The organism is Curtobacterium sp. VKM Ac-1393, assembly GCF_015350995.1.
In the GTDB taxonomy this organism is placed as follows: Bacteria; Actinomycetota; Actinomycetes; order Actinomycetales; family Microbacteriaceae; genus Curtobacterium.
Map to the genome: position 1 here is coordinate 736,078 of NZ_JADKRW010000001.1, position 26,658 is coordinate 762,735.

The following is a 26,658-nucleotide window of genomic DNA, read 5'->3' on the forward strand; positions in this document are numbered from 1 at the left end:
GTCCGGGTGACGGACGCGGCAAGCGGACACCAGCGCGCCGCGGCTCAGGGCCGAGGCGCCGCGAACTCCAGGTTGACGTCGTCGGGGTCCTGCACCGACAGGATCACCAGGCCGAAGGGCGGCAAGTCGGTGACGTCACCGTGTTCGATGCCGGCTGCATCCAGCCGCTCGGCGGCGGCGTGCAGGTCGTCCACGGACCCGACGCGGAACGACACGTGGTCGAGGCCCACGCGGTCAGGATCGAACTGGTCTCCGGCGGGGGCGACCGGTCGCAGGCCGAGCGTCTGCCCGCCGAACGTGAACGAGCACCCGCCGTAGGTCCGCCAGGGGTCGTCGCGGATCGTCGGGTCGTCGATCTGGTCGCTGAAGTCACTGCCGGGCGGCATGCCGAACAGCCGCTCGTAGAAGGCCTTGCTGCGGCGGATGTCGGTGACCGTGAGGCGCACGTGCGAGAAGCCGAGCGGCGTGACGATGGGTTCGCTCATCACCCCATCCAACTCGTGGAGGATCCGAGCCCCGATCCGCCACCCGTTGATCATCGGCGCGGGGCTCGATCCCGACGCTTCTCCCGACCAGCGAGAACGACGACGCCGGTCACGCACACAACCACACCGCCCAGCAACCAGTCCCGAACCGACGTCAATCCGGCGTTGGCTGCAACGACACCGACCACCACGATCGCGAGCAGCGGAAAACACAGGCCGACAAACCTTGGCAGGTACCGCCCTGCCAGCCAAGCCATCCCGAAGAATGCCGCGACGGCGGCGGCGATGAAGAAGTCCATCATGTTCCTGCCCTTTCTGTGGTGGATGATCGCGGACAACCGATCATTCGGCGCAACCGAAGGCTTGTGCGCACGTCGACCGGCCACACCGTGAGGCGCACGACATGGCGGCCGCGAAGGTTGAAGACTTGGAATCCCGCGTGGCGGAACGCCCCGCTCCAGCGGGAGAAATCGATGGCTTCTTCAGGGATCAGCCACACGGATCGGAACGCGACACCTCGACGCGCTACGAGCCATCGCGCACCGCGCTGATTCGTGGCGACATCGATCCTCCCGAATCGAGAATCCGTAAAACGCCAGATCAGCAGGTACGCCGCTGTCAGTGCGAGGGCTGGTCCGGGACCGACACCGACCCAGGACGCGACAGTCAACCCAGCGATGACTCCAGCACTGCTTCCCACCATCAACCAGGCACGTTGCGGGCGTGCCGGGGACGAAAAGCGGGCGGGATCCACGTCGGTGAGGGCATTGAGCATGCGCAGACCGTTCGAAGCACTCGTCAACGGGAGGAGCCTGCCTTCCGTGATCTGACCGCCGTCACCACGGATCATCGCCCGGAGCGACGCGCGGCGAAGCGGGAGGAGCAGGAGAGGCTGGCGGAGTTCGTACGCCGACACCGCGTTTGCGGCGACCACACGATGTTCTCGTTGCGTCAAGCCGGCTCGGAAGACGAGCTCCCCGGAGGTCCCGAGCGCTACGACGAAACGGCGGTACTTCAGCCACGCGAAAAGCGACCCGTACGCAATGCTGCACGCAGCACAAGCGCTCAGGATGACGGTCAACCGCCACCCGCCGACCCCTCGAAGGTCGTCGACCGTCGGGAGGATTCCCCGTACCGACCCGATGAAGGATGCCACTTCGGCGACCAACGAGTAGAGACTCGGGATGAACCACAGGAATGCCCCCGATGCGATGCCGATGAGGACGAAATCCCATCCCCGCAGGACGGGTGAGATCACCGAATGGGCGTCGGCCCCGGTCTTCACCTGAACCGAGTGAGGGTTACGCCGGAGCGGCGATTCCCCTGGTGCCGACCGCGAGGCCCGATGATGAAGTCGTTGTATCCTCGCCGCTTCACGCTCGCTGATACTCGGAATTGCCTCCCCGGCACCATCGGAAGCATTGACCGAGATTCGTACATCCGTGACGCGAAGGAGACGTTGTACCAGCGACTGGCTCTGCGACACGGACGAAACGGATCGCCAGGGAAGCAGCTTGTCCTGTCGTCCGACGACACCCTTGCTGATCCTGACACCGGAACCATCTGCTGCGTAGCGAAGCGAGATCCAGTCGTGGAAGACGACGAAGAACCTGGTGTACGAGTAGTAGGCACCGAAGACGAGAACGGGCATGCGCAACCCGTCGGGCGCGAGGGCGAAGATCGTCACGAGGAAACCGAGAACGATCCAGCCGGAGCGCATGGCGGCAAGCCCGCGAACGATCAACAGCCGAGCGTGCGGGCGCCGGAGCCTCCTCCGATCAGGCACTTCTGGCCAGACTCGCTGCGACGATGACATCGACGTCCTGTGGCGACATCGGAAGCAGCGTGACCTCCTTCGCGGGCGTGAAGATGACGCACCTTGCCAACCCGAGCCGATGCAGCAGCGGACCAGTCTGCTGACGGATGACCACGACCTTCGGCCAGGGAACGTGCTCCACCGATCGCCACAACGCGCCACGATGGATCACCAGTCCGGTGGGTGCCAGCTCGACCCGGAACCGACGAACTCCCGCCGGTGCGATGAGCGCCGACTCGATAGCCGCACTCAACCCGGCCAACACCACGCCCATGCGACAGTAGAGCGCCCACTCCGGAGGCAGGAGAAGAGAGAGGAGCACTGCAGCAGCTGCGACCAGTACAGCCCCGCCACACGCTTCGACTCGGGCCACGATCACCGCGCGTGCTGCGGCTCCGATCGAGAGTCGATCCATCACCACGTCCGATGGATCATTGGACGGCGGTGACCGCGTCGTGGTACTGCTCCTCGAGACTCTGGACGTCGACTGCGAGGTGCGTCAGGACCGCCCCGACGTCTCGGGCGAGACAGAACACTTGGGCAGCGTCGAGGCCGTCGACCGCGAGGGTGCCGCCCTCATCCTCGCGAACCGTCGCCGATCTCTCCTGGAGAGCCGCGCGCAGCTCGCGGTGCCCTGCCTCGGCATGCACGCGGACGGTTCGCTCGAGTGCCGTGCGGTCTCGCTCCAGCTCGGACACGGAGCCTTCTGCCAAGAGCAGCACCCGGGTCGCGATCCGTTCCATCTCAGCCATGAGGTGAGACGAGAGCAAGACGGCCCCACCGTTGCTCGTGAACTCGCGGATGAGGTTCCGCATCCACAAGACGCCATCCGGGTCGAGCCCGTTGAGTGGCTCGTCGAGAATGAGTGCATCGGGTGAGTCAACGAGCGCGAGCGCGAGTGCAAGCCGTTGACGCATCCCGAGCGAGAGGTGCTTCACTCGTCGACGTGTGGCTTCCCCGAGGCCGACCTCGACCAACCGAGCTCGGACGTCCGATCGAGCTGCACGACCTCCCGCGCTGAGGAGCGCGATGGCCACGTGCTGCTGGCAGGTGAGTCGAACGTCCAGCCACCCTGGGTCGAGAAGTGCTCCGATCCGAAGATCCGAGCGGCGCTGACCGGGCTCCGTCGAGACCTGACCCGCAGCCGGAGCGTCGATCCCCGTCACGATCCGCAGCAGTGTGCTCTTTCCTGAGCCGTTCGCACCCAGGAGGCCGAGGACTTCGCCTCGACGGAGTTGGAGGTCGACGCCAGTCAGCACGTCGCGGCTCCCGAAGCGCTGACGGATCCCGATCAGCTCGATCATCGCGGTCATCGGATCCTCCATCGGAGCAGCGAGACGAAACCGACAGCGAGGAGAACGCCGTCCATCAAGCAGAACCTCGCCGCGGCCCCGATCTGAGTGGTCGGGTCGAGCATTGCGGCGGTGAGGGTGACGGGAGCGATCTGCAGGAGTGGACCGCTGAAGCTCGGTACCCAGATGCCCGCGATCGCGACGACGAGTGGGAGAGCCCAGATGAACGCGAGGTACGCGAACACCGTCCCGACGACGGACCGTACGATCATCCCGATCGCAGCGCCCAGCAGTGCGAAGAAGGCATGCAACGCGGGCACCGCGAGCCAGTAGGGAATCGTGTCTCGGTCAAGGCTTGCTCCGCGGTGCACTGCGATCGGCGCGATCAAGAGCATTGCGCCGACGCCGGTGATGACCGCGGTCGAGACGAGCACGATGATCTTCGCGCAGAACACCAGCGCCCGGCCCTTCATCTGGAGGAGCGTGAGCGCGAACTGCCGGGACGACAGATCGGCAGAGGCGAACAACGCAGCCCCAAGGCCGACGAAGAAGGGGCTGATGTCACCGCCAGCGGCCACGGCGCTGAGGATCTGTTCGTCAGGCGCACCGAGTCCGAGGGCGAACAAGCGGCCAGCGCCGAGGGCGATAGCGCCGGCCGCGGCCACGGCGAGCAAGACGCCTTGCACACGCAGACTCACGAAACGGCGGAATTCTGCTCGCCAAGCGCGCGCCCACCGGCCCCGCCGATGAAGAAGCGTCGGCATCCCCGTCATGATCCGCGCCGGAATCGCTGGACCGGGCTCCATGCGCGGACCTCGGCAACGGACGCATCCGTTGCACTCCACGTCGACCTGACCCTGAACACGAGCATCGCAACGCCCCCTCTCGTCGGAAGACTAACCGGTCTGTTCGGCACAATTTCACTCGCAACTGGTTTGTAATGTCACATTTGACAGGTACAACCCGGGGCTGCAAGGTTGTCCTCGCCGCGCCGAAGCGGTCGGGCTGCCGAGTGCACGCGGGGGACCGTTCAATGCCGATCAACATGTGAAGGGGGCGCAGCAATGGCTGTGTTCGCACGAATCCTCCAGCTCCTCGCCAAGTACGGAGCTCGCGCCGTCAACTGGGCGAAAGCCAACATCCAGCGGGTGCTCAACTGGATCAACGCCGGGCAGGCGATCGACTGGATCGTCTCGAAGATCAAGCAGATCCTCGGCATCCGCTAGTGACCGGCTCCAGCTTGAAGTGACGGCGGAGCCCACCATTGCTGCTGGCCGTGGTGGGCTTCGTCATTGAGCATTGCGATCGTTGACCACTTGATCAACAATGGCCGGATGGACGTCGTCATCGCTCCCCCGCACCCGTCTCCGCTGCACCAGGACTCCGGCACACCCCGCCGCGCGGTCCGCGTCGCGCTGGTGCAGATCCGGTGGCTCGCAGACCCCGCTGCACACCGCGCACAGCTCGCCGACGGCATCGCCACCGCCGCGGCGAACGGCGCCGCAGCGGTGTTCCTGCCCGAGCTCACCCTCCGCCGCTACCCGGGCGACACCCCGGCGAACGGCACACCGAAAGACCTCGCCGAGTCGCTCGAGGACGGCCCGACGGTGGCCTTCGCCCGCGCACAGGCGATCGAGCACGGCGTGTTCGTCCACGCCTCCCTGTACGAGCGGCCCGCAGACGACGACCAGCCCGACGACCCCCGCGGCTACAACACCGCCGTCCTCGTCGCCCCCGACGGCACCCTGGTCGGCCGGACCCGGAAGACCCACATCCCGATCAGCGCCGGCTACTACGAGGACACGTACTTCCGCCCGGGTGCGGACGACGACGCGTTCCCGGTCTACGAGCCTGCCGGACTCGGCACCCGCATCGGGCTGCCGACCTGCTGGGACGAGTGGTTCCCCGAGGTAGCCCGGTCATACGGTCTCGCCGGGTCCGAGGTCCTGGTGTACCCGACGGCGATCGGCTCCGAACCGACGTTCCCCGCGTTCGACACCGCCCCGATCTGGCGGCAGGTCATCGTCGCGAACGGCATTGCCGCCGGTCAGTTCATGGTCGTGCCGAACCGCTGGGGCGACGAGGGCGACATCACCTTCTACGGGTCGTCGTTCATCTCGGACCCGTTCGGCCGCGTGCTCGCCGAGGCTCCGCGTGACGCCGACACGGTGCTCGTCGCCGACCTCGACCTCGACGCCCGGACCGAGTGGCTCCGGCTGTTCCCCTTCTACGTGACCCGACGACCGGACCTCTACGACGGCCTCGTCGCACCGGTCGACGAGGACCGCCACGCGTACGGCGCACGCGACGCGATCGACGCGGCCCAGGCCGTGGCGGCGACCGACGCCGGGCAGGAGGCACGCGCATGACGTGGGTGATGCCTCCCGAGACGGCTCCGCAGGAACGCACGTGGATGGCGTTCCCACGCCCCGGACTCACGCTGGGTGACGACGCGGCGAGCGCCGAGGCGGCGCGACGGACGTGGGCGACCACCGCGAACACGATCAGCGAGCACCAGCCCGTCACCGTCGTCGTCGACCCGGTGGCGCGCAGCGACGCACGACGACTGCTGTCGGAGCAGGTCGAGGTGCTCGAGGCGCCGCTCGACGACTTCTGGATGCGCGACATCGGCCCGACGTTCGTCGTCGACGACGTGACCGGCGAGCTGGGCGCCGTGGACTGGGTCTTCAACGGCTGGGGCGCGAACTCCTGGTCGACCTGGACCCGTGACGCCGAGGTCGCCGCCACGATCGCGGCCGCCGCCGGTGCGCAGCGGATCCCGTCGTTGCTGGTCAACGAGGGTGGGGCGATCCACGTCGACGGCGCGGGGACGGTCCTGGTGACCGAGACCGTGCAGCTCGACCCGCGACGGAACCCCTACGCCGACCGGTCCCGGGTGGAGCAGGAGCTGGCGCGGACGATCGGTGCGACCGAGGTCATCTGGCTCCCACGCGGCCTGACCCGCGACTACGACGGGTTCGGCACGCGCGGGCACGTCGACATGGTGGCGACCTTCGCCGGAGCGGCGATGGACACCGTCCTGCTGCACGCCCAGCCGGACCCGGGTCATCCGGACCACCTGGTGATGCCGCAGATCCGTCGGGTGCTGGAGCAGGCGACGGACGCGATGATCGTCGAACTGCCGGCCCCGTCGACCCTGACCGACGACGGTGGCCCGGTCGACTGGAACTACGTCAACCACGTGGTGGTGAACGGCGCCGTGATCGCCTGCGCGTTCGGAGACCCCGTCGCCGACGACCGTGCGCGGGGCATCCTCGCCGACGCGTACCCGGGCCGTCAGGTGCGCTCGATCGACGCCCGCGAGGTCTTCGCGCGCGGCGGTGGGCTGCACTGCATCACGCAGCAGGAACCCGCGACCCTGCCCACCGGAAGCTGATCAGCCCGAGCCCGAGCCCACGCCCGAGCCCGAGCCCGAGCTCGCGCCAGCGCCAGCGCCAGCGGCCGCGCCCGCGGGTGCCCCCAGTCCCACCCGCGGCTGCAACCAGTCGAGCCCCGCGGCGAGCGCTGCCCGCGCCGTCACCCAGCTGTGCCGCCCGCCCGGCACCACCCACGTGGCAACGTGCATGCCGGCTGCCCGGGCACGCTCCGCCATCACGGGCATGACCGGCCCGTAGGTGGTGTCGAGGGCGCCCGCCGCGAAGAACGCGTTGGACGCCCGGAACGGCGCACCAGCCCGGAGCAGCGCCGCGGGCTGTGCTGCAGCCCACGCGGCACGGTCACCGGCGAACCCCTCGTCGATGGTCTTCGTCACGCTGCCGAGCGACGGGCCGTCCTCACCGGAGACGTCGACGAGGTTGCCGAACCGCGAGGGATCGCCCGCCCCGAGCTGGATCGCGCACGTGCCGCCCTGCGAGAACCCGCCGATGGTCCACGCCGACGCCGCGGTCTGCACCTTCAGGTGGCTCGTCACCCACGCGGGCACGTCCTGGGTGAGGAAGGTCCGGCTGTTGCCGAGCGCTCCGTCGACGCACATCGGGTTCGCCGACCGCGGCCCGAGCTGGTCGGGCACGACAACGATCGGCGCGAGTCCCCGGTCGACGGTGGCGAGCGCGTCCATCGTCTGCTCGATCTGCCCGCCGGTCGCCACGTCCTCGGGACCGGCTCCGCGGGACTGGCCGGACAGGAGCACGTCGACGGGCAGCGCCGGTGGGTCCGCGGTGAGCGCGGCCGGGGGCAGGTACAGCAGGGCTTGCCGTGCATCGAAGTGCGACCGCGTGGCGGGGATCGTCACCCGGAGCAGTCGCCCCTGCGCGGGCTGGTCGGCGGGTGCGGTCCACGTGGTCGCGAGGTCGAGGTGCGACGGCTCGGGCGTGGACCCGGGTGTCTCGGCAGCCGGGATGCCGCCGCCGGTCATCGGGGTGCGCGCGCTGGCAGGCGCGCTCGGCGCCGTCGTCGCGTGACCCGTGGAGGCGCGGCTCGGCTCGGCCTCGCTCGCTCGCCCACCGGCGGCGGGGCCGGTCGCAGAGCCGGCGGCGGGGCCGGTCGCGGAGCCGGTCGCGTGGGCGGCGCCCCACCCGCCGGCCGCCCCGAGCGCGAGCCCGACCACCAGGCCGGCGGCGAGCAATCCGGTCGAGCGGGAACGGAGCCCTGGTGTCCGCGTCATCGGTCGTCCTCGTCCGTACGGCGTCCGGCCCGGTGCCGGTCGTGACGAGCCGATCGTAGGGAGCCGTGCCGAGAGGCACCCTGCCGTTCCGGCTCGCCGGCTGAGCGTCTTCGTGGCCGGTGCCAGACTGCGGACGACGGGGCGAGAGCAAGCGACACCGCGTACACCGCAGCCTCGGATCCTGTACTCCGTGGTGGGTTCGACGCTCCCCGCGGCGTCGGTATCGTCAGCGCATCGGTTCACCCGACCCGGTCCGTGCACCGCCGCGCGGACCCCGGCCCCGCGGCTCCGGCTGCGCGCAGGAGGGAACTCCCCATGGCGTCCACCATCGTCACCGCCCCGCCCGTTCCCGCACGTGGCGGGTCACTGAAGCGGAGCCTCGGACTCTGGGCCATCGTCGGACTCGGCCTCGGGTACATGACCCCGACGGTGGTGTTCGACACCTTCGGCATCGTGTCCGGGCAGACCGACGGTGCCGTGCCGAGTGCGTACCTGATCGCACTGGTCATCATGGCCCTGACGGCGATCAGCTACGGCAAGATGGTCCGGGTCTACCCGGCGGCCGGCTCGGCCTACACGTACGTGCGGGAGTCGATGCACCCGAACCTCGGGTTCATGGTCGGCTGGGCGTCCCTGCTCGACTACCTGCTGCTGCCGATGGTGAACGCCCTGATCATCCGGCTCTACCTGGAGCAGGTGTTCCCGGCGCTGCCGTCGTGGGTGACGGTCGTCGTCTACACGGTGTTCGTGACGACGGTGATCTGCCTGTCGATGCGCGGCACGTCGAACCTCAACATGGTGCTGCTCATCGGCGCGATCCTGGCGATGATCGCGTTCGTGGTCTTCACCGTCATCGAGCTGGTGCACGGTGCCGGCGCCGGCACGATCGCGAGCACCGAGCCGTTCGTGCACGACGGCGTGACGATGTCCGCCCTGCTCACTGGTGCGACGGTGGTCTGCTTCTCGTTCATCGGCTTCGACGCCGTGACGATGTACACGGAAGAGGCGAAGTCGATCCGGATCATGCCGAAGGCGATCATGCTGACGGTGCTGCTCGGTGGCGCGATCTTCCTGGTGTCCGCGTACTTCGCGCAGCTGCGGTTCCCGACGAACACCCCGTTCGGCGAGTTCACCGACGACCCGCTGCCCCAGATCGGCCTGCTCGTCGGTGGCCCGGTGTTCCAGGCGGTCCTGGTGTCGGCCGGGTTCGTCGCCGCGCTGGCGTCGGGGCTCGCATCGCACGCGAGCGTCGCCCGCATGCTCATGGTGATGGGCCGGAACAACGTCCTGCCGAAGCGGGTGTTCGGCTACGTCAACCCACGCACGCACACCCCGGTGTTCAACGTGGTCTTCGTCGGGGCGGTCACGCTGCTCGCGATGAGCTTCTCGCTCGACACCATCTCGTCGTACATCAACTTCGGCGCGCTCGTCGCCTTCACCTTCGTCAACGCGAGCGTCATCGTGCACTTCGCCGTCCGGCAGGGCCGCCGCCACACCGCGGGTGACCGGTGGAAGTACATCGTCCTGCCCGGGCTCGCGATGGTCCTGACGGGGGTGCTCTGGTCGCAGCTCCACGCCGACGCACTGGTCGCAGGAGGAGTGTGGGCCGCGATCGGCTTCGCCTACCTGCTCGTCATCACGAAGGGCTTCCGGGTGCTGCCGAAGAGCTTCGACGAGAACCAGCCGGTCACCGGCGTCAACAAGCAGCTGACCGACCAGGCCTGACCCACCACGAGAGGACGCCATGTACGCCGTCACCGACCCCACCACGGGCACGACCCTCGAGACGTTCCCGACCATCACCGACGACGAGCTGCGCGCCGCCGTCAGCACCGCCCACCACACCCACGGCGGGTGGGGCCGCACCAGCACCGTCGCCGAGCGCGCGGCCCTGCTCCACCGCGTCGCGGACCTGTACCGGGAGCGCCACGCCGACCTCGCCGCCACGATCGTGCGCGAGATGGCGAAGCCGATCGACCAGGCCGAGGGCGAGGTGGACTTCTGCGCCGACATCTACGACTACTACGCCGACCACGCCGAGGAGTTCCTCGCCGACCAGCCGATCACCCTGGCCGACGGCTCCGAGGGCAGCGCCTTCATCCGGAAGTCGTCGATCGGCGTCCTGCTCGGCATCATGCCGTGGAACTTCCCCGCCTACCAGATCGCCCGGTTCGCCGGCCCGAACCTGCTCATCGGCAACACGGTCCTGCTCAAGCACGCACCGCAGTGCCCCGAGTCGGCCCTGGCGATCGAGCGGATCTTCCATGACGCCGGGTTCCCCGAGGGCGCGTACACGAACGTCTTCGCGACGAACGACCAGGCCGCCGACGTCATCGCCGACCCGCGCGTGCAGGGCGTCTCGCTGACCGGGTCCGCCCGTGCCGGCGCCGCCGTCGCCGAGATCGCCGGCCGGAACCTGACGAAGGTCGTGCTCGAGCTCGGTGGGTCGGACCCGTTCATCCTGCTGTCCACCGACGACCTCGACTCGGTCGTCGAGTCGGCCGTCACGACCCGCCTCGAGGGCAACGGGCAGGTCTGCAACGCCCCGAAGCGCTTCCTGGTCGTGGACGCCCTGTACGACGACTTCCTGGCGAAGTTCACGACGGCCATGTCGGCAGTGGCGCCGACGGATCCGTCCGTGCCCGGCGCCGAGCTCGGCCCGCTGTCGTCCCCGACCGCCGCAGACCGCCTGCAGGAGCAGCTCGCGTCCGCCGTCGAGCAGGGAGCGACGGTCGTCACGGGTGGCAGCCGTCAGGGCAACGCCTTCGTGCCGACCATCCTGACGGACGTCACGCCGCAGAACGACGCCTACCGCGAGGAGTTCTTCGGCCCGGTCGCCGCCGTCTACCGCGTCGCCGACGAGGACGCCGCCGTCGCACTCGCCAACGACACCCCGTACGGCCTCGGCTCGTACCTGTTCACGACCGACGCCGACCAGGCGCTCCGGGTCGCGGACCGGCTCGAGGCCGGCATGGTCTACGTCAACATCGTCGGCGCGGACAGCCCCGAACTGCCGTTCGGTGGCGTCAAGGCGAGCGGCTTCGGCCGCGAGCTCGGTCCCCTGGGCGCCGACGAGTTCGTCAACAAGAAGCTGATCCGCATCGGCTCCTGACGGTCGCGAGACGCCGGCGTCTCCGCACGACGCCCCGGAGCACGCAAGACGCCCCTGATCCCGGCGGCGTCTCGACGACGTGACGGCGTCCGACACAGACGCCGGCGTCTTGTACGGGGCCATCAGCGGACGGGAGGCGCGGTGCCAGCTGGCGCCGCGCCTCCCGTCCGTCCTGTCGTGCGTCCAGAGCACGCCGGCGTCTCATCCGGACGCCGCACAACGCGCGAGACGCCGCCGAATTCGGCGGCGTCTCGTTCACATGGGGGCGTCTCGCGCAGACACCGGCGTCTCGCGCGCACACCGGCGTCTCGCGCAGACGCCGGCGTCTCGCGCAGACACCGGCGTCTCGCGCGCACGCCGGCGTCTCGCGCAGACACCGGCGTCTCGCGCGCACGCCGGCGTCGCGTCAGGAGACCGAACCGACGCCCGCCGGCACACTCACCAGGATCTCGTCCGCGACCTCGCGCCCGATCCGCACCGCACCGTCGACGTGCTGGTACCCCTGCCCGGCCAGGTCGCTCGACGCGAACCGGATCGGACCGACGGCTGCACGCTGGTCGGCGCCGTACCGGACGAGTCCACCCAGATCGAAGCTCGCCGCGTAGGCGCCACGGGTCCACTCCTCGGTGCCCCAGTCGCTCTCGTAGTACACGACCGGACGCAGGGCCTCGTCGCCGTAGTAGTGCGCGAGCGACGCGAGCACGCGAGCCTTCCGCTCCTCGACCGACAACGCGAACAGGTCGTCGGCGTGCTGGTCCGAGACGAACCCGACGAGCGTGCCCTGCTCCGAGCCGTGCTCGGTGTTGTCGTAGGCCTCGTGCACGACCTCGTACGGGCTGAACGCGGTGCCGGAGAGCCCGGCACCGCGCCAGAACGGCCGGTCGTAGACGGCGTGCACCTTGATGACGAAGCCCATCGACAGGTGCTGGTGCAGCTGGTGCTGACGACGGGGCAGCGGCGGTTCGTACGAGATCCGCGAGTACAGGGGCGGCGGGACGGCGACGAGCGCCTGGCGGGCGTGGACCTCGAGGCCGCCGTCGGCGAGCGCGACGACCCCGTCGTCGGTCCAGCGCAGGGTGCGGACCGGGGCGTTCAGGTGCACGGCGTCGCCGAGGCGCTCGGCGAGCCGCTCCGACACCTGCTGCATGCCGCCGACGACGCGCTTGTCCAGGATGAAGTCGGCGTCGACCAGGTTCGTGAAGCTGCCGGCCGAGGCGGCCATCAGCAGTGCCTGCAGCGCGGAGAACGCGTGCGCGGGCTTCGTGAGCATGGCGCCGGCGATGAAGAGTTCGACGTTGTCGGTCGCGACCCGGTCGTCGCTGAGCGAGTGCAGCCAGGCCCGGAAGGAGACCTCGTCGAGTGCCGCCGCGTGCGGGGACTCCCACGGACGGGCCGGGTCCACCGCGGCGACGTACCCGTCCACGACCTCGACGAGCCGCTCGATCTCGTTCGCCGTGGCTTCGGGCAGCGGGAAGATGTCGCCGGTGTACTCGGTACGGGTGCCGTCGGCGTCGATGTAGACGCTGGAGCCCTCGCGGTACCGGTCGTACGTGTCGAGTCCGAGTTCGTCGAGGGTCTCGAGCAGTGCGGTCTGGTCGGGCGAGACCCACTGGCCACCGATCTCGAGGGTGACCCCGTCGATGTCGTTCGTCCAGGTGCGCCCGCCGACGCGGTCACGGGCCTCGAGCACCGTGACGGTCAGTCCCGCCGCGCGCAGGCGGTTCGCGGCGGTCAGGCCGGTGACACCGGCTCCGATGACGACGACGTCGCTCTCGATCATCGTGCTGCTCCTTCGGTGGTCGTCGGGGTGCCGGTGTTCCGGAACGGGTCCGGGGTCAGCGTGTACATGGTCTCGAGGTACTCGGCGATGCCCTCGCCGCCGCCCTCGCGACCGAGGCCGGACTGCTTCACCCCGCCGAACGGGGCCGACGCGTTCGAGACGACGCCGGTGTTGAGGCCCAGCATGCCGGTCTCGAGCCGCTCCATCAGGCGCTGCCCGCGGGCGGGGTCCTCGGTGAACGCGTAGCCGACCAGACCGTACTCGGTGTCGTTGGCGGCGGCCACGGCCTCGTCCTCGGTCCGGAAGGTCCGGATCGCCAGCACCGGTCCGAAGATCTCGTCGCGGAGCAGGTCGCTGCCGGGCTGCACATCGGTCAGGACCGTCGGCGCGTAGAACGTGCCAGGGCCGTCGACCGGGTGTCCGCCGGTGCGGAGCGTCGCCCCGCGTTCGAGCGCGTCGGTGACCAGGCGGTGCGCCTTGTCGACGGCGCGGTCGTCGATGAGCGGTCCGATCGCGACGCCGTCCTCGGTGCCGCGCCCGACCGACATCGCCGCGACGCGTTCGGTGATCCGACTCGTGAACTCGTCGACGACGTCCTCGTGCACCAGGAACCGGTTCGCGGCCGTGCAGGCCTGTCCGGTGTTCCGGAACTTCGCGGCGAGCGCGCCGTCCACCGCCAGGTCGAGGTCGGCGTCGGCGAACACCAGGAACGGGGCGTTGCCGCCGAGCTCCATGCTGGTCCGGAGCACGTTCTGCGCCGCCTGGGCCAAGAGGGTCCGGCCGACCGGCGTCGATCCCGTGAACGAGAGCTTGCGGAGGCGCGGGTCGGCGATCACCGGTCCGGAGACGTCGGCTGCCCGCGTGGTCGGGATCACGTTGACCACACCGGCGGGCAGCCCGGCTTCACGGAGCAGGTCGACGAACAGCAGCGTCGTGAGCGGTGTCAGCTCCGCCGGCTTCACGACGACCGTGCAGCCGGCGGCGAGCGCCGGTGCGATCTTCCGGGTCGCCATCGCCAGCGGGAAGTTCCAGGGCGTGATGAGGAACGCCGGACCGACGGGCTTGTGCGAGACGGTGGCGCGGCCGGTGCCCTCTGGGTTGGTGCCGTACGAGCCGCCGATGCGGACCGCTTCTTCCGAGAACCAGCGCAGGAACTCGCCGCCGTAGGCGACCTCGCCGCGTGCCTCGGCGAGTGGCTTGCCCATCTCGAGCGTCATCAGGAGCGCGAAGTCCTCACGTCGCTCCTGCAGCAGGTCGAACGCGCGGCGCAGCAGCTCGGCGCGCTGCCGGGGTGGGGTCGTCGCCCAGCCCGTCTTCGCAGCGACCGCGGCGTCGAGGGCCCGGACACCGTCCTCGGGGGTTGCGTCGGCGATGTCCAGCAGGGTCGCACCGGTGGCGGGGTCGACGACGGCGAAGGTCGCGCCGTCGGCCGCCGGCTGCCAGACGCCGTCGACCAGGAGGCCCGTGGGGACGCGGGCGAGCAGCTCGCGTTCGGCGTCGGTGCGGTCGGCCGCAGGGGCGGTGGTGGTGGCGTTGGTCTCGGTGGTCATGCTGTTGCGAGTCCTTCCAGGACGACGTCGAGTCCCTCGTGGAGCAGGGCGTCGTCGATCGACAGTGGGGGCAGGAAGCGGACGACGTTGCCGTACGTGCCGGCGGTCAGGGCGATGACGCCGTGCTCGAACGCGTGCCGCACGACCTTGCCGGTCAGTGCTGCGTCCGGGTCCCCGGTGGCGGGGTCGACGAGTTCGATCGCGACCATCGCGCCGCGTCCCCGCACGTCGCCGATGCGCGGGTCGGTGGTCTGCGCGGCACGGAGCCGTCCGAGCAGGACGTCGCCGATCTCGCCGGCCCGGTCGATCAGCCCGTCGTGCTCGAAGGCGTCGATCGCTGCCAGTGCTGCGGCGCAGGCGATCGGGTTGCCGCCGTAGGTGCCACCGAGCCCGCCGACGTGTGCGGAGTCCATGACCTCGGCGCGACCGGTCACGGCGGACAGGGGCAGACCGCCGGCCATGCCCTTCGCGGTGGTGACGACGTCGGGGACGACGCCCTCGTGCTCGCTGGCGAACATCGACCCGGTGCGGGCGAAACCGGTCTGCACCTCGTCCGCGATGAACACGACACCGTTGGCGGTGGTCCACTCGGACAGCGCGGCCAGGAACCCGGGGGCGGGCACGACGAAGCCGCCCTCGCCCTGGATCGGCTCGATGAGGACCGCAGCCGTGTTCGCCGCGCCGACCTGCTTCTCGATCTGGCTGATCGCGCGCTTCGCGGCTTCGGGCCCGGAGAGGCCGTCGTGGAACGGGTAGGACATCGGCACCCGGTAGACCTCGGGGGCGAACGGGCCGAAACCGTCCTTGTACGGCTGGTTCTTGGCGGTGAGCGCCATCGTCAGGTTCGTCCGGCCGTGGTACGCGTGGTCGAACACCACCACGGCCTGTCGACCGGTGTGCTTCCGCGCGATCTTGACGGCGTTCTCGACGGCTTCGGCACCGGAGTTGAACAGCGCCGTCCGCTTCTCGTGGTCCCCGGGGGTCAGCCGGTTGAGGGCTTCGGCGACGGCGACGTACCCGTCGTAGGCGGCGATGGTGAAGCACGTGTGCGTGAAGGCGGCGACCTGTTCCTGCACGGCGGCGACCACGCCGGGGTGCGCGTTGCCGACGCTCGTCACGGCGATGCCGGAACCGAGGTCCACGAACGAGTTGCCGTCCGCGTCCACCACGACGCCGCCACCGGCCGCGACGACGGCGATGGGCACGGCGACACCGACACCGGCGGCGACGGCTCCGGCCTTGCGCGCCAGCAGCTCCTGCGACCGCGGGCCGGGGACGGACGTGACGAGGCGTCGTTCCTGGGGCAGTGACGGGCCGCCGGCGGACGCACTGATCGAGGGTGCTGCGGTGGAGGACATGCGGCGATCGTAGGAGCCACCGCCGACACGGGGCGCTGTCCGTCGTGTACACCGAGTACCCTTCGGATCGCCTCGGTGGATAAGGTGCCGTCATGCCCGCGACACTGCGTTCCCTGTTGCACCGAGCCGACCTCCGTCTGCGCTCGCGGACTGCTGCGGACGACGTCGCCCTCGACGCCCCGCTCTCGTGGCTGCACAGCTCCGACCTCGAGGACCCGACGCCGTTCCTCGCCGACGGGCAGGGCCTGCTGACGACGGGCACTCAGTTCGGCGCGGAGGCCGAGGTGCCGGGCGACGTCGCCGATGCCTACGTCCGACGGCTCGTCGACCGGGGGGTCGTCGCGCTCGGGTTCGGCACCGAGGTCGTCCGGGCCGGCACCCCCGACGCCTTGGTCGCCGCGTGCGAGCGTCACGGCCTGCCGTTGTTCGAGGTGCCGTACGAGACCTCGTTCATCGCGGTCGCGCAGGCGAACGCCGAGGCCGTCGCCCGCGACGCCAACGCCCGGAACGCCTGGGCCCTCGCCGCGCAGCGGGCGATCTCCCTTGCCGCCATGCGTCCGGACGGCCTCGGCGCCACCATCGCCGAGCTCTCCCGGCAGCTCGACGGCTGGGTCGGCCTCTTCGACGTCTCCGGCCGGCTCGACCGCGGACACCCGGTCGACGGGGTGCCGGCGGAGGACCTCGAGGTCCTGCGCGTCGAGGCGCTCCGCCTGCTGCGAGCGGGACAGCGGGCGAGCCTGCCGGTGACGACCGAGCACCACACCGGCTTCACCCTGCAGACCCTCGGCAGCGGCGGCCACCTGAGCGGCGTGCTCGCCATCGCGAACGGCGGCGCCCTCGACCGTGCCGGGCGCGAGGTCGTCACGGCGGTCATCGCCCTGGCGGGGCTCGCCCTGCAGCAGAACCGCGAGCTGGCGAGAGCACGCGGCCTGTTGCGGACCGGACTGCTCACCATGCTCTCGGTCGGCGACCCCGAGGTGGTCCAGTCGACGTCGCGCGAGGTCTGGGGGCCGTTGCCCGCCGAACCGGTCCGGATCGCGGCGGTGGACGTCGCCGACCACGACCTGGACACCGTCGTCGACCTGCTCGAGCTGTGGGTGCAGGACCGGCCGGGCCAGTTGTTCTTCGCCGTCGACGACGCCCTGTTCCTCTGCGTGAGCGCGGACGACACCGGCATCGTCGAGGAACTCGTCGGGCGCTTCGACCTGCGCGCCGGCATGTCGGACGGGGCGGCCTACCGGTCGTTCGGCCGCGCCCGCACCGAGGCCGTGCAGGCCCTGGACCGTCGCCGCGAGGGCCGTCCGGGCACCACCGAGTTCGGCGACCTCGCCCGCGAGGGCGTCCTCGCGCACCTGGCCCACGTCGACGTCGATGCCGGGGCGGTGGCACGTGCGTTCCTCGCGCCGCTGCTCGACCACGACCGGACGGCCGGCACGGAGCTGACCCGCACCGTCCGCGCGTGGCTCGACGAGAACTGCGAGTACGACCGCACCGCCCAGGCCCTCGGCATCCACCGGCACACCGCTCGGGCCCGGGTCGAGCACGCCGGCCGGCTCCTCGACCGCGACCTCACGGTCTTCGCCACGCGCGCCGACCTCTGGGCGGCCTTCGTCGTGGACACCGCGGGTGCCGACCGCGGCGGCCGGTCCGGCCGGCGCGCCTAGGCTGGCACGGTGCCGACGACACCGGCCCGCCGGCGCCTGAGTCCGGCCGAGCGTGAGGCCCAGATCACGGCAGCGGCGGTCGACCTCGCCCGGTCCGAGGGGCTCGCGGCCGTCACCCTCCGTGGGGTGGCCGCGGTGATCGGTGTGGCGCCGTCGCTCGTCGCGCACTACCGGCCGAGCATGGAGGACCTGGTCGGCGAGACCTTCCGGACCGTCGCCGCAGCCGAGGTCGCCGAGGTCCGCGCGATCGTCGGCGCAGCACGCGAACCGGTGTCCGGCCTCCGCACCCTGCTCGGCTGCATCGCCGACCCCGCACGCGACGACGTCGCCACCCTCTGGGCCGACGCGTGGAGCATCGGCCGCACCAACGCCGCACTGGCGACCGCCGCCCGGGACGTCATGGACGACTGGCAGGTCCTGGCGACCACGGTGGTCGCCGACGGGGTGCACGCGGGTGTGATGCGCACCGACGACCCGGACGGGGTCGGACGCCTGTTGTTCGCCCTCGTCGACGCCACCAACGGCTACGCCCTGGTCGACTACCTCGACCGCTCGACCCGCGAAGGCCTGGTCCGCACGACGATCGCCCGCGCCGTCGGCCTGGACGGCTCAGCTCTGTCGGGGTGACACCCGCCGCAGCGCGACCCACTGCAGCAGCATGATCGTCTTGCCGTCGGCGATCCGGCCGTCCTCGACCATCACGAGTGCGTCGTCGAGCGCGAGTTCGAGCACCTCGATGTCCTCACCCTCGTCCTCGACCCCGCCGCCGGCCTCGACCCGGTCGGCCGGGGTGTACGCCCCGACGTAGAAGTGGACCCGCTCGGTGACCGAGCCGGGGCTCATGAAGACGTCGCCGACGTGGACCAGTTCGCCAAGCCGGATGCCGAGCTCCTCGGTGGCCTCACGTCGCACGGCCGTCTCGGGGTCGTCCTCGTCGAGCAACCCGGCAGCCGCCTCGATCAACATGCCGTCCGGGTGCCCGTTCACGTACGCCGGCCACCGGAACTGCCGGGTGAGCAAGACCGTCCCGCGCTCGGCGTCGTACGGCAGCACCGTCGCCCCGTTCCCGCGGTCGTAGGTCTCGCGCTGCTGCCGGTCCCAGCGGCCGTCGCGGCGCCGGACGTCGAGGGTGGTGCGACGGAGCACGTGCCAGCCGTTCGACACCACCTCGACGTCCCGCACGACGACATCCGGGTTGCGGTCGAGGTCACGACCGACCGCGTCGAGTCCGACGCGACCGCGGTCGTCCGGCACGTCGACACCGGGGCGGGGGGCTGCTGCGCGTTCGTCGGTCACGTCGTCACGCTAGCGGGGCGGCCTCGTGGTGCGGCGGGAAGAACCGGCCACGGGAACACCGGTACCGGCGTGTCGGGCGCGAGCCGTGCCTCCCGGCCAGATCCGGAGGACGCGCTCCGAGAACGAGGAAAGGCCCCGGATTCCTCCGGGGCCTTGCTCGTTTCGCCTGGTGCGCGAGGGGGGACTTGAACCCCCACGCCGTTTCCAGCACACGGACCTGAACCGTGCGCGTCTACCAATTCCGCCACTCGCGCCAGCCCCAAAACACTACCACGCACAGACTGCCCCCTGCGCCAACCACTACCATGCAGGGGTTGGCGACCGACGACTCTGGAGACACATGGGCCTGCTGGACAACTTCGAGCGAGGGCTGGAGCGCGCAGTGAACGGCGCGTTCGCGAAGACCTTCCGCTCCGGTGTGCAGCCGGTCGAGATCTCCAGCGCCCTGCGCCGCGAGCTCGACACGAAGGCCGCCGTGGTGTCGCGAGAGCGCATCCTGGTGCCGAACGAGTTCACCGTGCGCCTGGCGCCGCCGGACTTCACGCGCATGAACGACGTCGGGCGCCCGCTCATCGACGAACTCACGCAGATGGCCCACCAGCACGCTGTGGCGCAGAACTACTCGTTCTCCGGACCGGTCACCATCCGCCTGCAGCAGGACGGCACGCTGTCGACCGGCATCCTGCAGATCGACTCCACCACGGTGCAGCGAGACGTCGCCTGGGTCGCCGTGCTCGACATCGGGTCGCAGCGGCACCGGCTGGACCGCGGACGCACCGTCATCGGCCGTGGCAGCGACGCGGACATCACCATCGCGGACACCGGGACGAGCCGGAAACACGTCGAGGTCCTGTGGGACGGCAAGCACGCCCAGGCCACCGATCTGGGCTCGACGAACGGCTCGAAGCTGAACGGTCAGCACTTCTCCCAGGCGATCGTGGAGCCGGACTCCACCATCGAGATCGGTCGTACCCGTATGGTGTTCCGGGTGATCCCGGAGAACGACGGAGGTGCTCGATGACCACAGGCCTGACCCTGCTCGTCCTGCGCTTCGTGTTCCTCGCGGTGCTGTGGCTGTTCGTGTTCGTGATCGTCTTCGCGCTGCGGAGTGACCTGTTCGGTCAGCGGGTGCGCACGATCCCGACCGATCCGAAGGGCGCACCGTCGGGTCCGACGACCCCCACGATCCCCGCTGCGGCAGCCCCGACAGCGGCTTCGGCCGGTGCGTTCACCGACCTCATCGGGCAACCGACCCAGGCGACGCAGTCCGCGTCGCCGGCCGCGACCCGCCTCGTGATCACCGAGGGTGCGCGCGAGGGCATGGAGATGCCGCTCGGCGGCGGACCGATCACGATCGGCCGGTCCAGCGAGTCCAACGTCGTGATCCGCGACGACTACACCTCGACCAACCACGCCCGGCTCGACCTGCGCGCCGACGGCTGGCTCCTCACCGACCTCGAGTCCACGAACGGCACCTTCGTCAACGGTCAGAAGGTGATCGCTCCCCTGACCGTCGCGGAGCGCACGCCGATCACGATCGGGACGACGACGTTCGAGCTGCGGCGGTAACCCGGCATGACCGCTCGCACGCTGAGCGCCGCTGTGTCCCACGTGGGACGCATCCGCGCGAACAACCAGGACTCCGGCTACGCCGGGGCGCACCTGTTCGCGGTCGCGGACGGCATGGGCGGGCACGCCGGCGGCGACGTCGCCTCGGCGATCGCGATCCGACGCATCCGCGAGGTCGACCGCGAGTTCCCCTCGGCACACGACGCCGAGTTCGCGCTGCAGTCGGCGTTGATCGCGGCGAACCAGCTCATCACCGAGACGGTGTTCGAGCACCAGGAACTGACCGGCATGGGCACCACGGTGTCCGCGATGATCCGGGTCGGTGAACAGATCGCGATCGCGCACATCGGCGACTCGCGCATCTACCGCCACCGCGACGGCGAGCTGCAGCAGATCACCTCGGACCACACGTTCGTGCAGCGACTCGTCGACAGCGGTCGGATCACGCCCGAAGAGGCCGCGGTCCACCCCCGACGGTCGGTGCTCATGCGGGTGCTCGGCGACGTCGACGCCGCACCAGAGGTCGACACGGCGATCATGGACATCCAGCCGGGCGACCGCTGGCTCCTCTGCTCCGACGGTCTGTCGTCCTACCTGGCCGAAGAACGCATCCGACACGCACTCGCGTCGAACATGGACGCCAACCAGGTCACGCAGCGCCTGGTCAAGGAGACGCTCGACCACGGCGCGCCCGACAACGTCACCGTCGTCGTGATGGACGTCACCGCAGAAGAGGTCGACGACGACGACGACGCGGCCACCACCGTCGGGTCCGCAGCCGCCCCCCTGACCTTCGAGGCGTCGACCGGCCGCAAGCCGATCCGCCTCCCCACGATCCTGCTGCACCCGCTCAAGGTCACCACGGCGCCGGAGGACTCGCACTTCGAGCCGGAGTCCGACCAGTTCTTCGCCGAGCTCATCGCCGAAGACCGCCGCCGGCGCATCCGTCGCCGCATCTCGTGGACGATCGCCCTCGTCGTCGCGGTCGCCGCCCTGGTCGGCGCGGTGTTCCTCGGGTGGCGGATCACCCAGGACCACTACTACGTCGGCAACGACCGCGGCACCGTCGCGATCTACAAGGGCGTGCAGCAGTCGATCGGACCGATGGCGCTGTCCGACGTCTACGAAGAATCCGACATCACCGTCTCGTCGCTGCCCGACTACACGCGCGAGAACGTCCGCTCGACGATCAACGCCCAATCGCTCAGCGACGCACGCGACATCGTCGACCGGCTGCGCAAGGCCGCCGAGACCGGTCAGGACCAAGCCGGCACCGGCGGTGACGGGGGTTCCACCTCGTCGCCCTCGCCGTCGCCGTCGCGGTCGTCCTCCCCGTCGCCGAGCGCGACCCGGAGCTCGCGATGAGCAACGCCACCGCCCAGTCGTTCACGCAGGCGATCACGATCAAGCTCCGTGAACCCGCACGTGCTCGGAACCTCGAGCTCGTGCTGCTCGTCATCGCCTGCGGCATCTGCGCCGGCGCGATGGTGCTCGTGCAGCTCGGCACCAAGGGCCGGTTGTTCGACACCTCGGTGCTGTGGACCGGAGCCGCCATCCTCGGCCTCGCGCTCGTCATGCACGTGGTGCTGCGGGTCGTGGCGAAGAACGCCGATCCCTTCATCCTGCCCGTCGCCCTGGTGCTCAACGGCATCGGCATCGCGGAGATCTACCGCATCGACATCCACAACGGGCTGTCCGGGTGGAGCGCGATCGGCGTCAAGCAGATCGTGTGGACGCTGCTCGCGATGGTCCTGGCGATCATCACGCTGCTGTTGGTCCGGAACCACCGGTTCCTGCAGCGGTACCGCTACATCTTCATGTTCCTGACGATCGCGCTGCTGCTGCTGCCGATGCTCCCGGGCATCGGGTACGCACCCGGCGGAGCGCGCGTCTGGATCCGCGTCGGGCCGTTCTCGTTCCAGCCCGGCGAGCTCGCGAAGATCACCATGGCGCTCTTCTTCGCCGGGTACCTCGTCACCGCGCGCGACTCCCTGTCGATCGTCGGCAAGAAGTTCCTCGGCATGACGTTCCCGCGCGCCCGTGACCTCGGCCCGATCCTGGTGATGTGGGGCGCCGCGATGGCCGTCCTCGTCTTCCAGCGCGACCTCGGCACGGCGCTGCTGTACTTCGGCCTGTTCCTCGTGATGATCTACGTCGCGACCGCGCGCATCAGCTGGGTCGTCATCGGCCTCGCGCTGTTCGTCGGTGGTGCCCTCGTCGCGCAGAGCGCCCTCGAGTACGTGCACGGCCGCTTCGAACAGTGGCTCGACCCGTTCAACCAAGAGGTCTTCAGCCGCGACACCCAGGCGAGCTACCAGCTCGTGCAGGGCCTGTTCGGCTTCGCGAACGGCGGGATCACGGGCACAGGTCTGGGCCAGGGTCGTCCGTACATCACGCCGGTCGCCAACGCCGACTACATCGTCGCCTCGCTGGGCGAAGAGCTCGGCCTGATCGGCGTCTTCGCGATCCTGGCGCTCTTCATCGTGCTCGCCTCGCGCGGCATCCGTGTCGGGTTCATGGCGCAGGACGACTTCGGCAAGCTGCTCGGCGTCGGCTTCGGCTTCGTGATCGCCCTGCAGGTGTTCGTCGTCGTCGGTGGCATCACCCGGGTCATCCCGGTGACCGGCCTGACCACGCCGTTCATGGCCGCGGGTGGTTCCTCGCTCATCGCCAACTGGATCATCGCCGCGATGCTGCTGCGACTCACCGATTCCATCCCAGCCGAACAACGCGTCCAGCAAGGCGCGATCCCCGCCGCGAGCGGGCGGTCCGCGCGTGCGACCAGGAAGGAGCGTCGTCGATGAACCGACAGCTCCGCGGTGTCTCGACCGTCATCGTGCTCATGTTCGTCGCACTCTTCGTGTCGACGACGTCGATCCAGTTCTTCTCGGCCGACTCGCTCCGTGCCGATTCGCGCAACTCGCGAACCATCCTGGACAGTTACTCGACCAAGCGGGGCGCGATCCTCGTCGACGGCAGCCCGATCGCCGAGTCGACCCCGGTGGACGACCAGTACGAGTACCAGCGCAAGTACACGAACGGCGACCTGTACTCCGCCGTCACCGGCTACTTCACCATCGGCCAGGGCAACACCGGCATCGAGAGCGCGGAGAACACGGTGCTGTCCGGCAACTCGGACGCCTCGTTCTTCCAGAACCTCAACTCGATCCTCACCGGCCAGGACGTCCAGGGCGACAACGTCAACCTGACGATCGACCCCGCCGTCCAGCAGGCCGCGTACGACGCGCTCGGCACGAACAGCGGCGCCGTGGTCGCCATCCAGCCGAAGACCGGCAAGATCCTCGCCATGGTGTCGAAGCCGAGCTACGACCCGAACACGCTCACCTCGCACGACACCGCGAAGGTCAAGGAGCAGTACGACGCCCTGCTCGGCGCCTCGTCGTCCCCGCTGCAGAACCGCGCGATCGGTGGCGACCTGTACACGCCCGGATCGGTGTTCAAGCTCGTCGTCGCCTCGGCGGCACTCGAGGGGGGCAAGTACAACCTCGACTCGACGTTCCCGAACCCGTCGCGACTGCAGCTGCCCGGCACGAGCACGTACATCAACAACGCCGAGGGCGGCACCTGCGGCGGCGGCGACAAGGTCAAGCTCCGCACGGCCATCCAGAACTCGTGCAACATCCCGTTCGCCGAGCTCGGGCAGAAGCTGGGCTACGACGCGATCAAGAACATGGCGGACAAGTACGGCTTCGGTGACGCCATCGAGGTCCCGATGTCCGCCACCGCCAGCCAGTACCCCGAGGTCGACTCGACCGCGCAGCTCATGCTGAGCGCGTTCGGCCAGGCGAGCGTCCGGGTGTCCCCGCTGCAGATGGCGATGGTCTCGGCCGGCATCGCGAACGGCGGCAAGGTCATGCAGCCCTCGCTCGTCGACTCGATCACCACGAGTGACCTGAAGACGGTCGAGTCCTTCTCCCCGAAGCAGTACAGTGATCCGCTGTCGTCCTCCGAGTCCGCTGACCTCACCGAGGCCATGCAGAGCGTCGTCGACGCGGGCACCGGGACCAATGCCAAGATCGACGGTGTCGACGTCGCAGGGAAGACGGGCACGGCCGAAGGCGGAACAGGCGATCCCTACACACTCTGGTTCACCGGGTTCGCGCCCGCGAAGGACCCTGAGGTCGCCGTGGCGGTCGTCGTCGGAGACGGCGGCGGGCTCGGTCAGTCGGGAGTCGGCAACACGGTCGCGGCCCCGGTCGCGAAGAAAGTCATGGAGGCGGTGCTGAACAAATGAGACCCACCAGCGGACTCACCTTCGGTGGGCGGTACCAGCTCTCGTCCCGGGTCGCCATCGGCGGCATGGGAGAGGTGTGGCAGGCCACCGACCTCGTCATCGGCCGAACCGTCGCACTCAAGATCCTCAAGGACGAGTACCTCGGCGACCCCGGGTTCCTCGAGCGCTTCCGCGCCGAGGCCCGGCACGCTGCGCTCGTCAACCACGAGGGCATCGCCAACGTCTTCGACTACGGCGAAGAGGACGGCAGCGCCTACCTCGTGATGGAGCTCGTCCCCGGCGAAGCGCTGTCGACCATGATCGAGCGCGAGCACACGCTGCCGGTCGACAAGGTCCTGGACATCGTCGCGCAGACCGCGAACGCGCTGCAGGCTGCGCACGCCGTCGGCCTGGTGCACCGTGACATCAAGCCCGGCAACTTGCTCATCACGCCGGACGGCCGCGTCAAGATCACCGACTTCGGCATCGCGCGCATCGCCGACCAGGTCCCGCTCACCGCGACCGGCCAGGTCATGGGCACCGTGCAGTACTTGTCGCCGGAGCAGGCGAGCGGACACCCGGCGTCACCGTCCACCGACATCTACTCGCTGGGCATCGTCGCCTACGAGTGCCTGGCGGGTCGTCGTCCGTTCACCGGTGAGTCGCAGGTCGCGATCGCGATGGCGCACATCAACGAGCAGCCGCCGGCGCTGCCCGGGGACATCCCCGAGCCCGTCTCGGCACTCGTGATCTCGTGCATCGCGAAGAAGCCCGCCGACCGCCCCGCGACCGCCGCCAACCTGGCGCGCGCCGCACAGGCGCTCCGCCGCGGCGACGTCGCAGCGGCGACGGTGGCCGTGCCCTCGATCGCACAGGGTGGGACCGTCGCGTTCAACCCGCCGCAGGGCCAGGGGAACGACGCCGCCACGGCGCTGCTCGGCACCCAGGCCGGAGCGGCCGTAGCAGGTGCCGGTGGGCCTGGCGCTCCGCGATCGCCCGCCACGGACGAACCCGAGGAACCGAAGAAGAAGCGCGCGTGGATCTGGTGGGTCGTCGGCATCGTCGTGGTGCTCGCCATCGCGGGTGTCGTCGGAGTGTTCGCACTGAACGGTGCGGCCGACCCCGAGCCCAGCCCGTCGAAGTCCACCTCGAAGACCCCGCGTCCGTCGCAGGCCCCGTCGGAGACGCCGTCCCAGACGCCGGTGGACACCCGCGTGACGGTTTCGGCGGCCGACTACCAGGGCCAGAATGCCGAGCAGGTGGCCGCCCAGCTGCAGGCCAAGGGCCTCGTGGCCACGGTCGTCGCGGGCTCGAACGCGACGTCCTCCGACCAGGTCGGCACCGTCGAGTCGCTCAGCCCGGAGGGCAGTCTTGCGCAGGGCACGACGGTGACGATCAAGGCCTACGGTGACGTCCTGACGGCCGAGACCCCTGCGGTGGCGACGGGTGGCGACGTCAGTGCGTCCGGTCGCGTGACCTTCAGCTGGCCGTCGTACCAGAAGTGCCCGGCCGGGTACTCCGACGTCAGCTACACGTACACGATCGACAACGGCACCGTCACGTCGAACGGCAGCAGCTCGGGTTCGACGTCCGGCACCGCGGTGACCGTCGCAGGGGCGCAGTACGGCACGGTGACGCTGTCCTACAAGGTGACCTGCAAGTCGCCGCAGTCCGACGCCACGGTGGTCTCGGACTCCTCGCCCGGCGCCCAGGTCGAGTGGACCGAGCCGACGGACCAGACCACGACCGACCCGTCCGACGGGATCAACCCCACCGACGGCCCGATGGACGGCAACTGAACACCCCCCGGACGGGGACTGTCGACACCGTTCGGTAACGGTTCGGTCGAGCCCTCCGTGGCCAGCGTCTCACCAGGTG

Annotated in this window: 24 protein-coding genes and 1 tRNA gene; 13 read left to right on the top strand and 12 right to left on the bottom strand. The window is 69.9% G+C overall.

Features of this window, described 5'->3' with window-relative positions:
• Window positions 1–44: 44 nt before the first annotated feature.
• The 6 genes from ITJ59_RS03480 to ITJ59_RS03505 are packed head-to-tail and all read right to left on the bottom strand — an operon-like array spanning window position 45 to window position 4,399.
• Entirely contained in the window at window positions 45–485 is a 441-nt protein-coding gene (locus ITJ59_RS03480; protein ID WP_194649723.1) for a VOC family protein, read from the bottom strand.
• Between the two features lie 50 nt (window positions 486–535).
• On the bottom strand, window positions 536–787 hold the full coding sequence (locus tag ITJ59_RS03485; protein ID WP_194649724.1) for a hypothetical protein: 252 nt from the start codon (window positions 785–787) through the stop codon (window positions 536–538).
• Window positions 784–2,229, bottom strand: coding sequence for a PH domain-containing protein (locus ITJ59_RS03490; RefSeq protein ID WP_194649725.1), 1,446 nt, complete (start codon window positions 2,227–2,229; stop codon window positions 784–786). The genes ITJ59_RS03485 and ITJ59_RS03490 overlap by 4 nt, the downstream gene beginning before the upstream one ends.
• 34 nt (window positions 2,230–2,263) lie before the next feature.
• Window positions 2,264–2,716: a PH domain-containing protein gene (locus tag ITJ59_RS03495; RefSeq protein WP_194649726.1), complete on the bottom strand. Its 453-nt coding sequence runs from the start codon at window positions 2,714–2,716 to the stop codon at window positions 2,264–2,266.
• 16 nt (window positions 2,717–2,732) lie between these two features.
• On the bottom strand, window positions 2,733–3,614 hold the full coding sequence (locus tag ITJ59_RS03500; RefSeq protein WP_194649727.1) for an ATP-binding cassette domain-containing protein: 882 nt from the start codon (window positions 3,612–3,614) through the stop codon (window positions 2,733–2,735).
• Window positions 3,611–4,399: a hypothetical protein gene (locus ITJ59_RS03505; RefSeq protein WP_194649728.1), complete on the bottom strand. Its 789-nt coding sequence runs from the start codon at window positions 4,397–4,399 to the stop codon at window positions 3,611–3,613. Before ITJ59_RS03505 ends, ITJ59_RS03500 begins: the two co-directional genes overlap by 4 nt.
• 258 nt (window positions 4,400–4,657) lie before the next feature.
• On the opposite strand from ITJ59_RS03505, the gene ITJ59_RS03510 reads away from it, so the two are divergent.
• From ITJ59_RS03510 to ITJ59_RS03520, 3 genes are all read left to right on the top strand, one after another.
• On the top strand, window positions 4,658–4,819 hold the full coding sequence (locus ITJ59_RS03510; RefSeq protein WP_123311236.1) for an aureocin A53 family class IId bacteriocin: 162 nt from the start codon (window positions 4,658–4,660) through the stop codon (window positions 4,817–4,819).
• Between the two features lie 108 nt (window positions 4,820–4,927).
• Window positions 4,928–5,962, top strand: coding sequence for a nitrilase-related carbon-nitrogen hydrolase (locus tag ITJ59_RS03515; protein ID WP_194649729.1), 1,035 nt, complete (start codon window positions 4,928–4,930; stop codon window positions 5,960–5,962).
• On the top strand, window positions 5,959–6,990 hold the full coding sequence (locus tag ITJ59_RS03520) for an agmatine deiminase family protein (protein ID WP_194649730.1): 1,032 nt from the start codon (window positions 5,959–5,961) through the stop codon (window positions 6,988–6,990). Before ITJ59_RS03515 ends, ITJ59_RS03520 begins: the two co-directional genes overlap by 4 nt.
• Here ITJ59_RS03520 and ITJ59_RS03525 read toward each other — a convergent pair whose 3' ends face one another.
• Window positions 6,991–8,217: an alpha/beta hydrolase gene (locus ITJ59_RS03525; protein ID WP_194649731.1), complete on the bottom strand. Its 1,227-nt coding sequence runs from the start codon at window positions 8,215–8,217 to the stop codon at window positions 6,991–6,993. It abuts the gene before it with no gap.
• 315 nt (window positions 8,218–8,532) lie between these two features.
• On the opposite strand from ITJ59_RS03525, the gene ITJ59_RS03530 reads away from it, so the two are divergent.
• Window positions 8,533–9,942, top strand: a complete 1,410-nt coding sequence (locus ITJ59_RS03530) for an APC family permease (RefSeq protein WP_194649732.1) — start codon at window positions 8,533–8,535, stop codon at window positions 9,940–9,942.
• A gap of 19 nt (window positions 9,943–9,961) precedes the next feature.
• A complete protein-coding gene (locus ITJ59_RS03535; RefSeq protein WP_194649733.1) occupies window positions 9,962–11,329 on the top strand; it encodes an NAD-dependent succinate-semialdehyde dehydrogenase in 1,368 nt (455 codons plus the stop codon).
• Window positions 11,330–11,735: 406 nt separating this feature from the next.
• On the opposite strand, the gene ITJ59_RS03540 is transcribed toward ITJ59_RS03535, so the two are convergent.
• The 3 genes from ITJ59_RS03540 to gabT are packed head-to-tail and all read right to left on the bottom strand — an operon-like array spanning window position 11,736 to window position 16,017.
• Window positions 11,736–13,109, bottom strand: coding sequence for a flavin monoamine oxidase family protein (locus tag ITJ59_RS03540; RefSeq protein WP_194649734.1), 1,374 nt, complete (start codon window positions 13,107–13,109; stop codon window positions 11,736–11,738).
• Window positions 13,106–14,659, bottom strand: coding sequence for an NAD-dependent succinate-semialdehyde dehydrogenase (locus ITJ59_RS03545; protein WP_194649735.1), 1,554 nt, complete (start codon window positions 14,657–14,659; stop codon window positions 13,106–13,108). Before ITJ59_RS03545 ends, ITJ59_RS03540 begins: the two co-directional genes overlap by 4 nt.
• The gene (gene gabT / locus ITJ59_RS03550) at window positions 14,656–16,017 is read right to left on the bottom strand and encodes a 4-aminobutyrate--2-oxoglutarate transaminase (protein ID WP_194649736.1); all 1,362 of its coding nucleotides are present in this window, start codon (window positions 16,015–16,017) and stop codon (window positions 14,656–14,658) included. Before gabT ends, ITJ59_RS03545 begins: the two co-directional genes overlap by 4 nt.
• 92 nt (window positions 16,018–16,109) lie before the next feature.
• Between gabT and ITJ59_RS03555 the strand changes: the two genes are divergently transcribed.
• Window positions 16,110–17,681, top strand: a complete 1,572-nt coding sequence (locus tag ITJ59_RS03555) for a PucR family transcriptional regulator (protein WP_194649737.1) — start codon at window positions 16,110–16,112, stop codon at window positions 17,679–17,681.
• A gap of 9 nt (window positions 17,682–17,690) precedes the next feature.
• Window positions 17,691–18,308, top strand: a complete 618-nt coding sequence (locus ITJ59_RS03560) for a TetR family transcriptional regulator (RefSeq protein WP_194649738.1) — start codon at window positions 17,691–17,693, stop codon at window positions 18,306–18,308.
• Here the strand turns inward: ITJ59_RS03560 and ITJ59_RS03565 are convergent.
• Complete coding sequence (locus tag ITJ59_RS03565; protein ID WP_194649739.1) at window positions 18,291–18,977, bottom strand: NUDIX domain-containing protein; 687 nt, start codon at window positions 18,975–18,977, stop codon at window positions 18,291–18,293. The genes ITJ59_RS03560 and ITJ59_RS03565 overlap by 18 nt on opposite strands.
• A gap of 167 nt (window positions 18,978–19,144) precedes the next feature.
• Window positions 19,145–19,231: transfer RNA gene (locus ITJ59_RS03570), tRNA-Leu, on the bottom strand.
• A gap of 86 nt (window positions 19,232–19,317) precedes the next feature.
• Between ITJ59_RS03570 and ITJ59_RS03575 the strand changes: the two genes are divergently transcribed.
• Genes ITJ59_RS03575 through ITJ59_RS03600 form a run of 6 tightly spaced genes read left to right on the top strand, consistent with a single transcriptional unit; the run spans window position 19,318 to window position 26,579 of the window.
• Entirely contained in the window at window positions 19,318–19,998 is a 681-nt protein-coding gene (locus ITJ59_RS03575; RefSeq protein WP_194649740.1) for an FhaA domain-containing protein, read from the top strand.
• Window positions 19,995–20,546 carry an FHA domain-containing protein gene (locus tag ITJ59_RS03580; protein ID WP_194649741.1) on the top strand — a complete coding sequence of 184 codons (552 nt, stop codon included), beginning with the start codon at window positions 19,995–19,997 and terminating at the stop codon, window positions 20,544–20,546. The genes ITJ59_RS03575 and ITJ59_RS03580 overlap by 4 nt, the downstream gene beginning before the upstream one ends.
• 6 nt (window positions 20,547–20,552) lie before the next feature.
• Complete coding sequence (locus tag ITJ59_RS03585; RefSeq protein WP_194649742.1) at window positions 20,553–21,911, top strand: Stp1/IreP family PP2C-type Ser/Thr phosphatase; 1,359 nt, start codon at window positions 20,553–20,555, stop codon at window positions 21,909–21,911.
• Window positions 21,908–23,350 (top strand): FtsW/RodA/SpoVE family cell cycle protein, encoded by a 1,443-nt coding sequence (locus ITJ59_RS03590; protein WP_194649743.1) that lies wholly within the window; start codon window positions 21,908–21,910, stop codon window positions 23,348–23,350. The genes ITJ59_RS03585 and ITJ59_RS03590 overlap by 4 nt, the downstream gene beginning before the upstream one ends.
• Window positions 23,347–24,801, top strand: a complete 1,455-nt coding sequence (locus tag ITJ59_RS03595) for a peptidoglycan D,D-transpeptidase FtsI family protein (RefSeq protein WP_194649744.1) — start codon at window positions 23,347–23,349, stop codon at window positions 24,799–24,801. The genes ITJ59_RS03590 and ITJ59_RS03595 overlap by 4 nt, the downstream gene beginning before the upstream one ends.
• A complete protein-coding gene (locus ITJ59_RS03600) occupies window positions 24,798–26,579 on the top strand; it encodes a protein kinase domain-containing protein (RefSeq protein ID WP_194649745.1) in 1,782 nt (593 codons plus the stop codon). Before ITJ59_RS03595 ends, ITJ59_RS03600 begins: the two co-directional genes overlap by 4 nt.
• The last annotated feature ends 79 nt before the right edge of the window (window positions 26,580–26,658 follow it).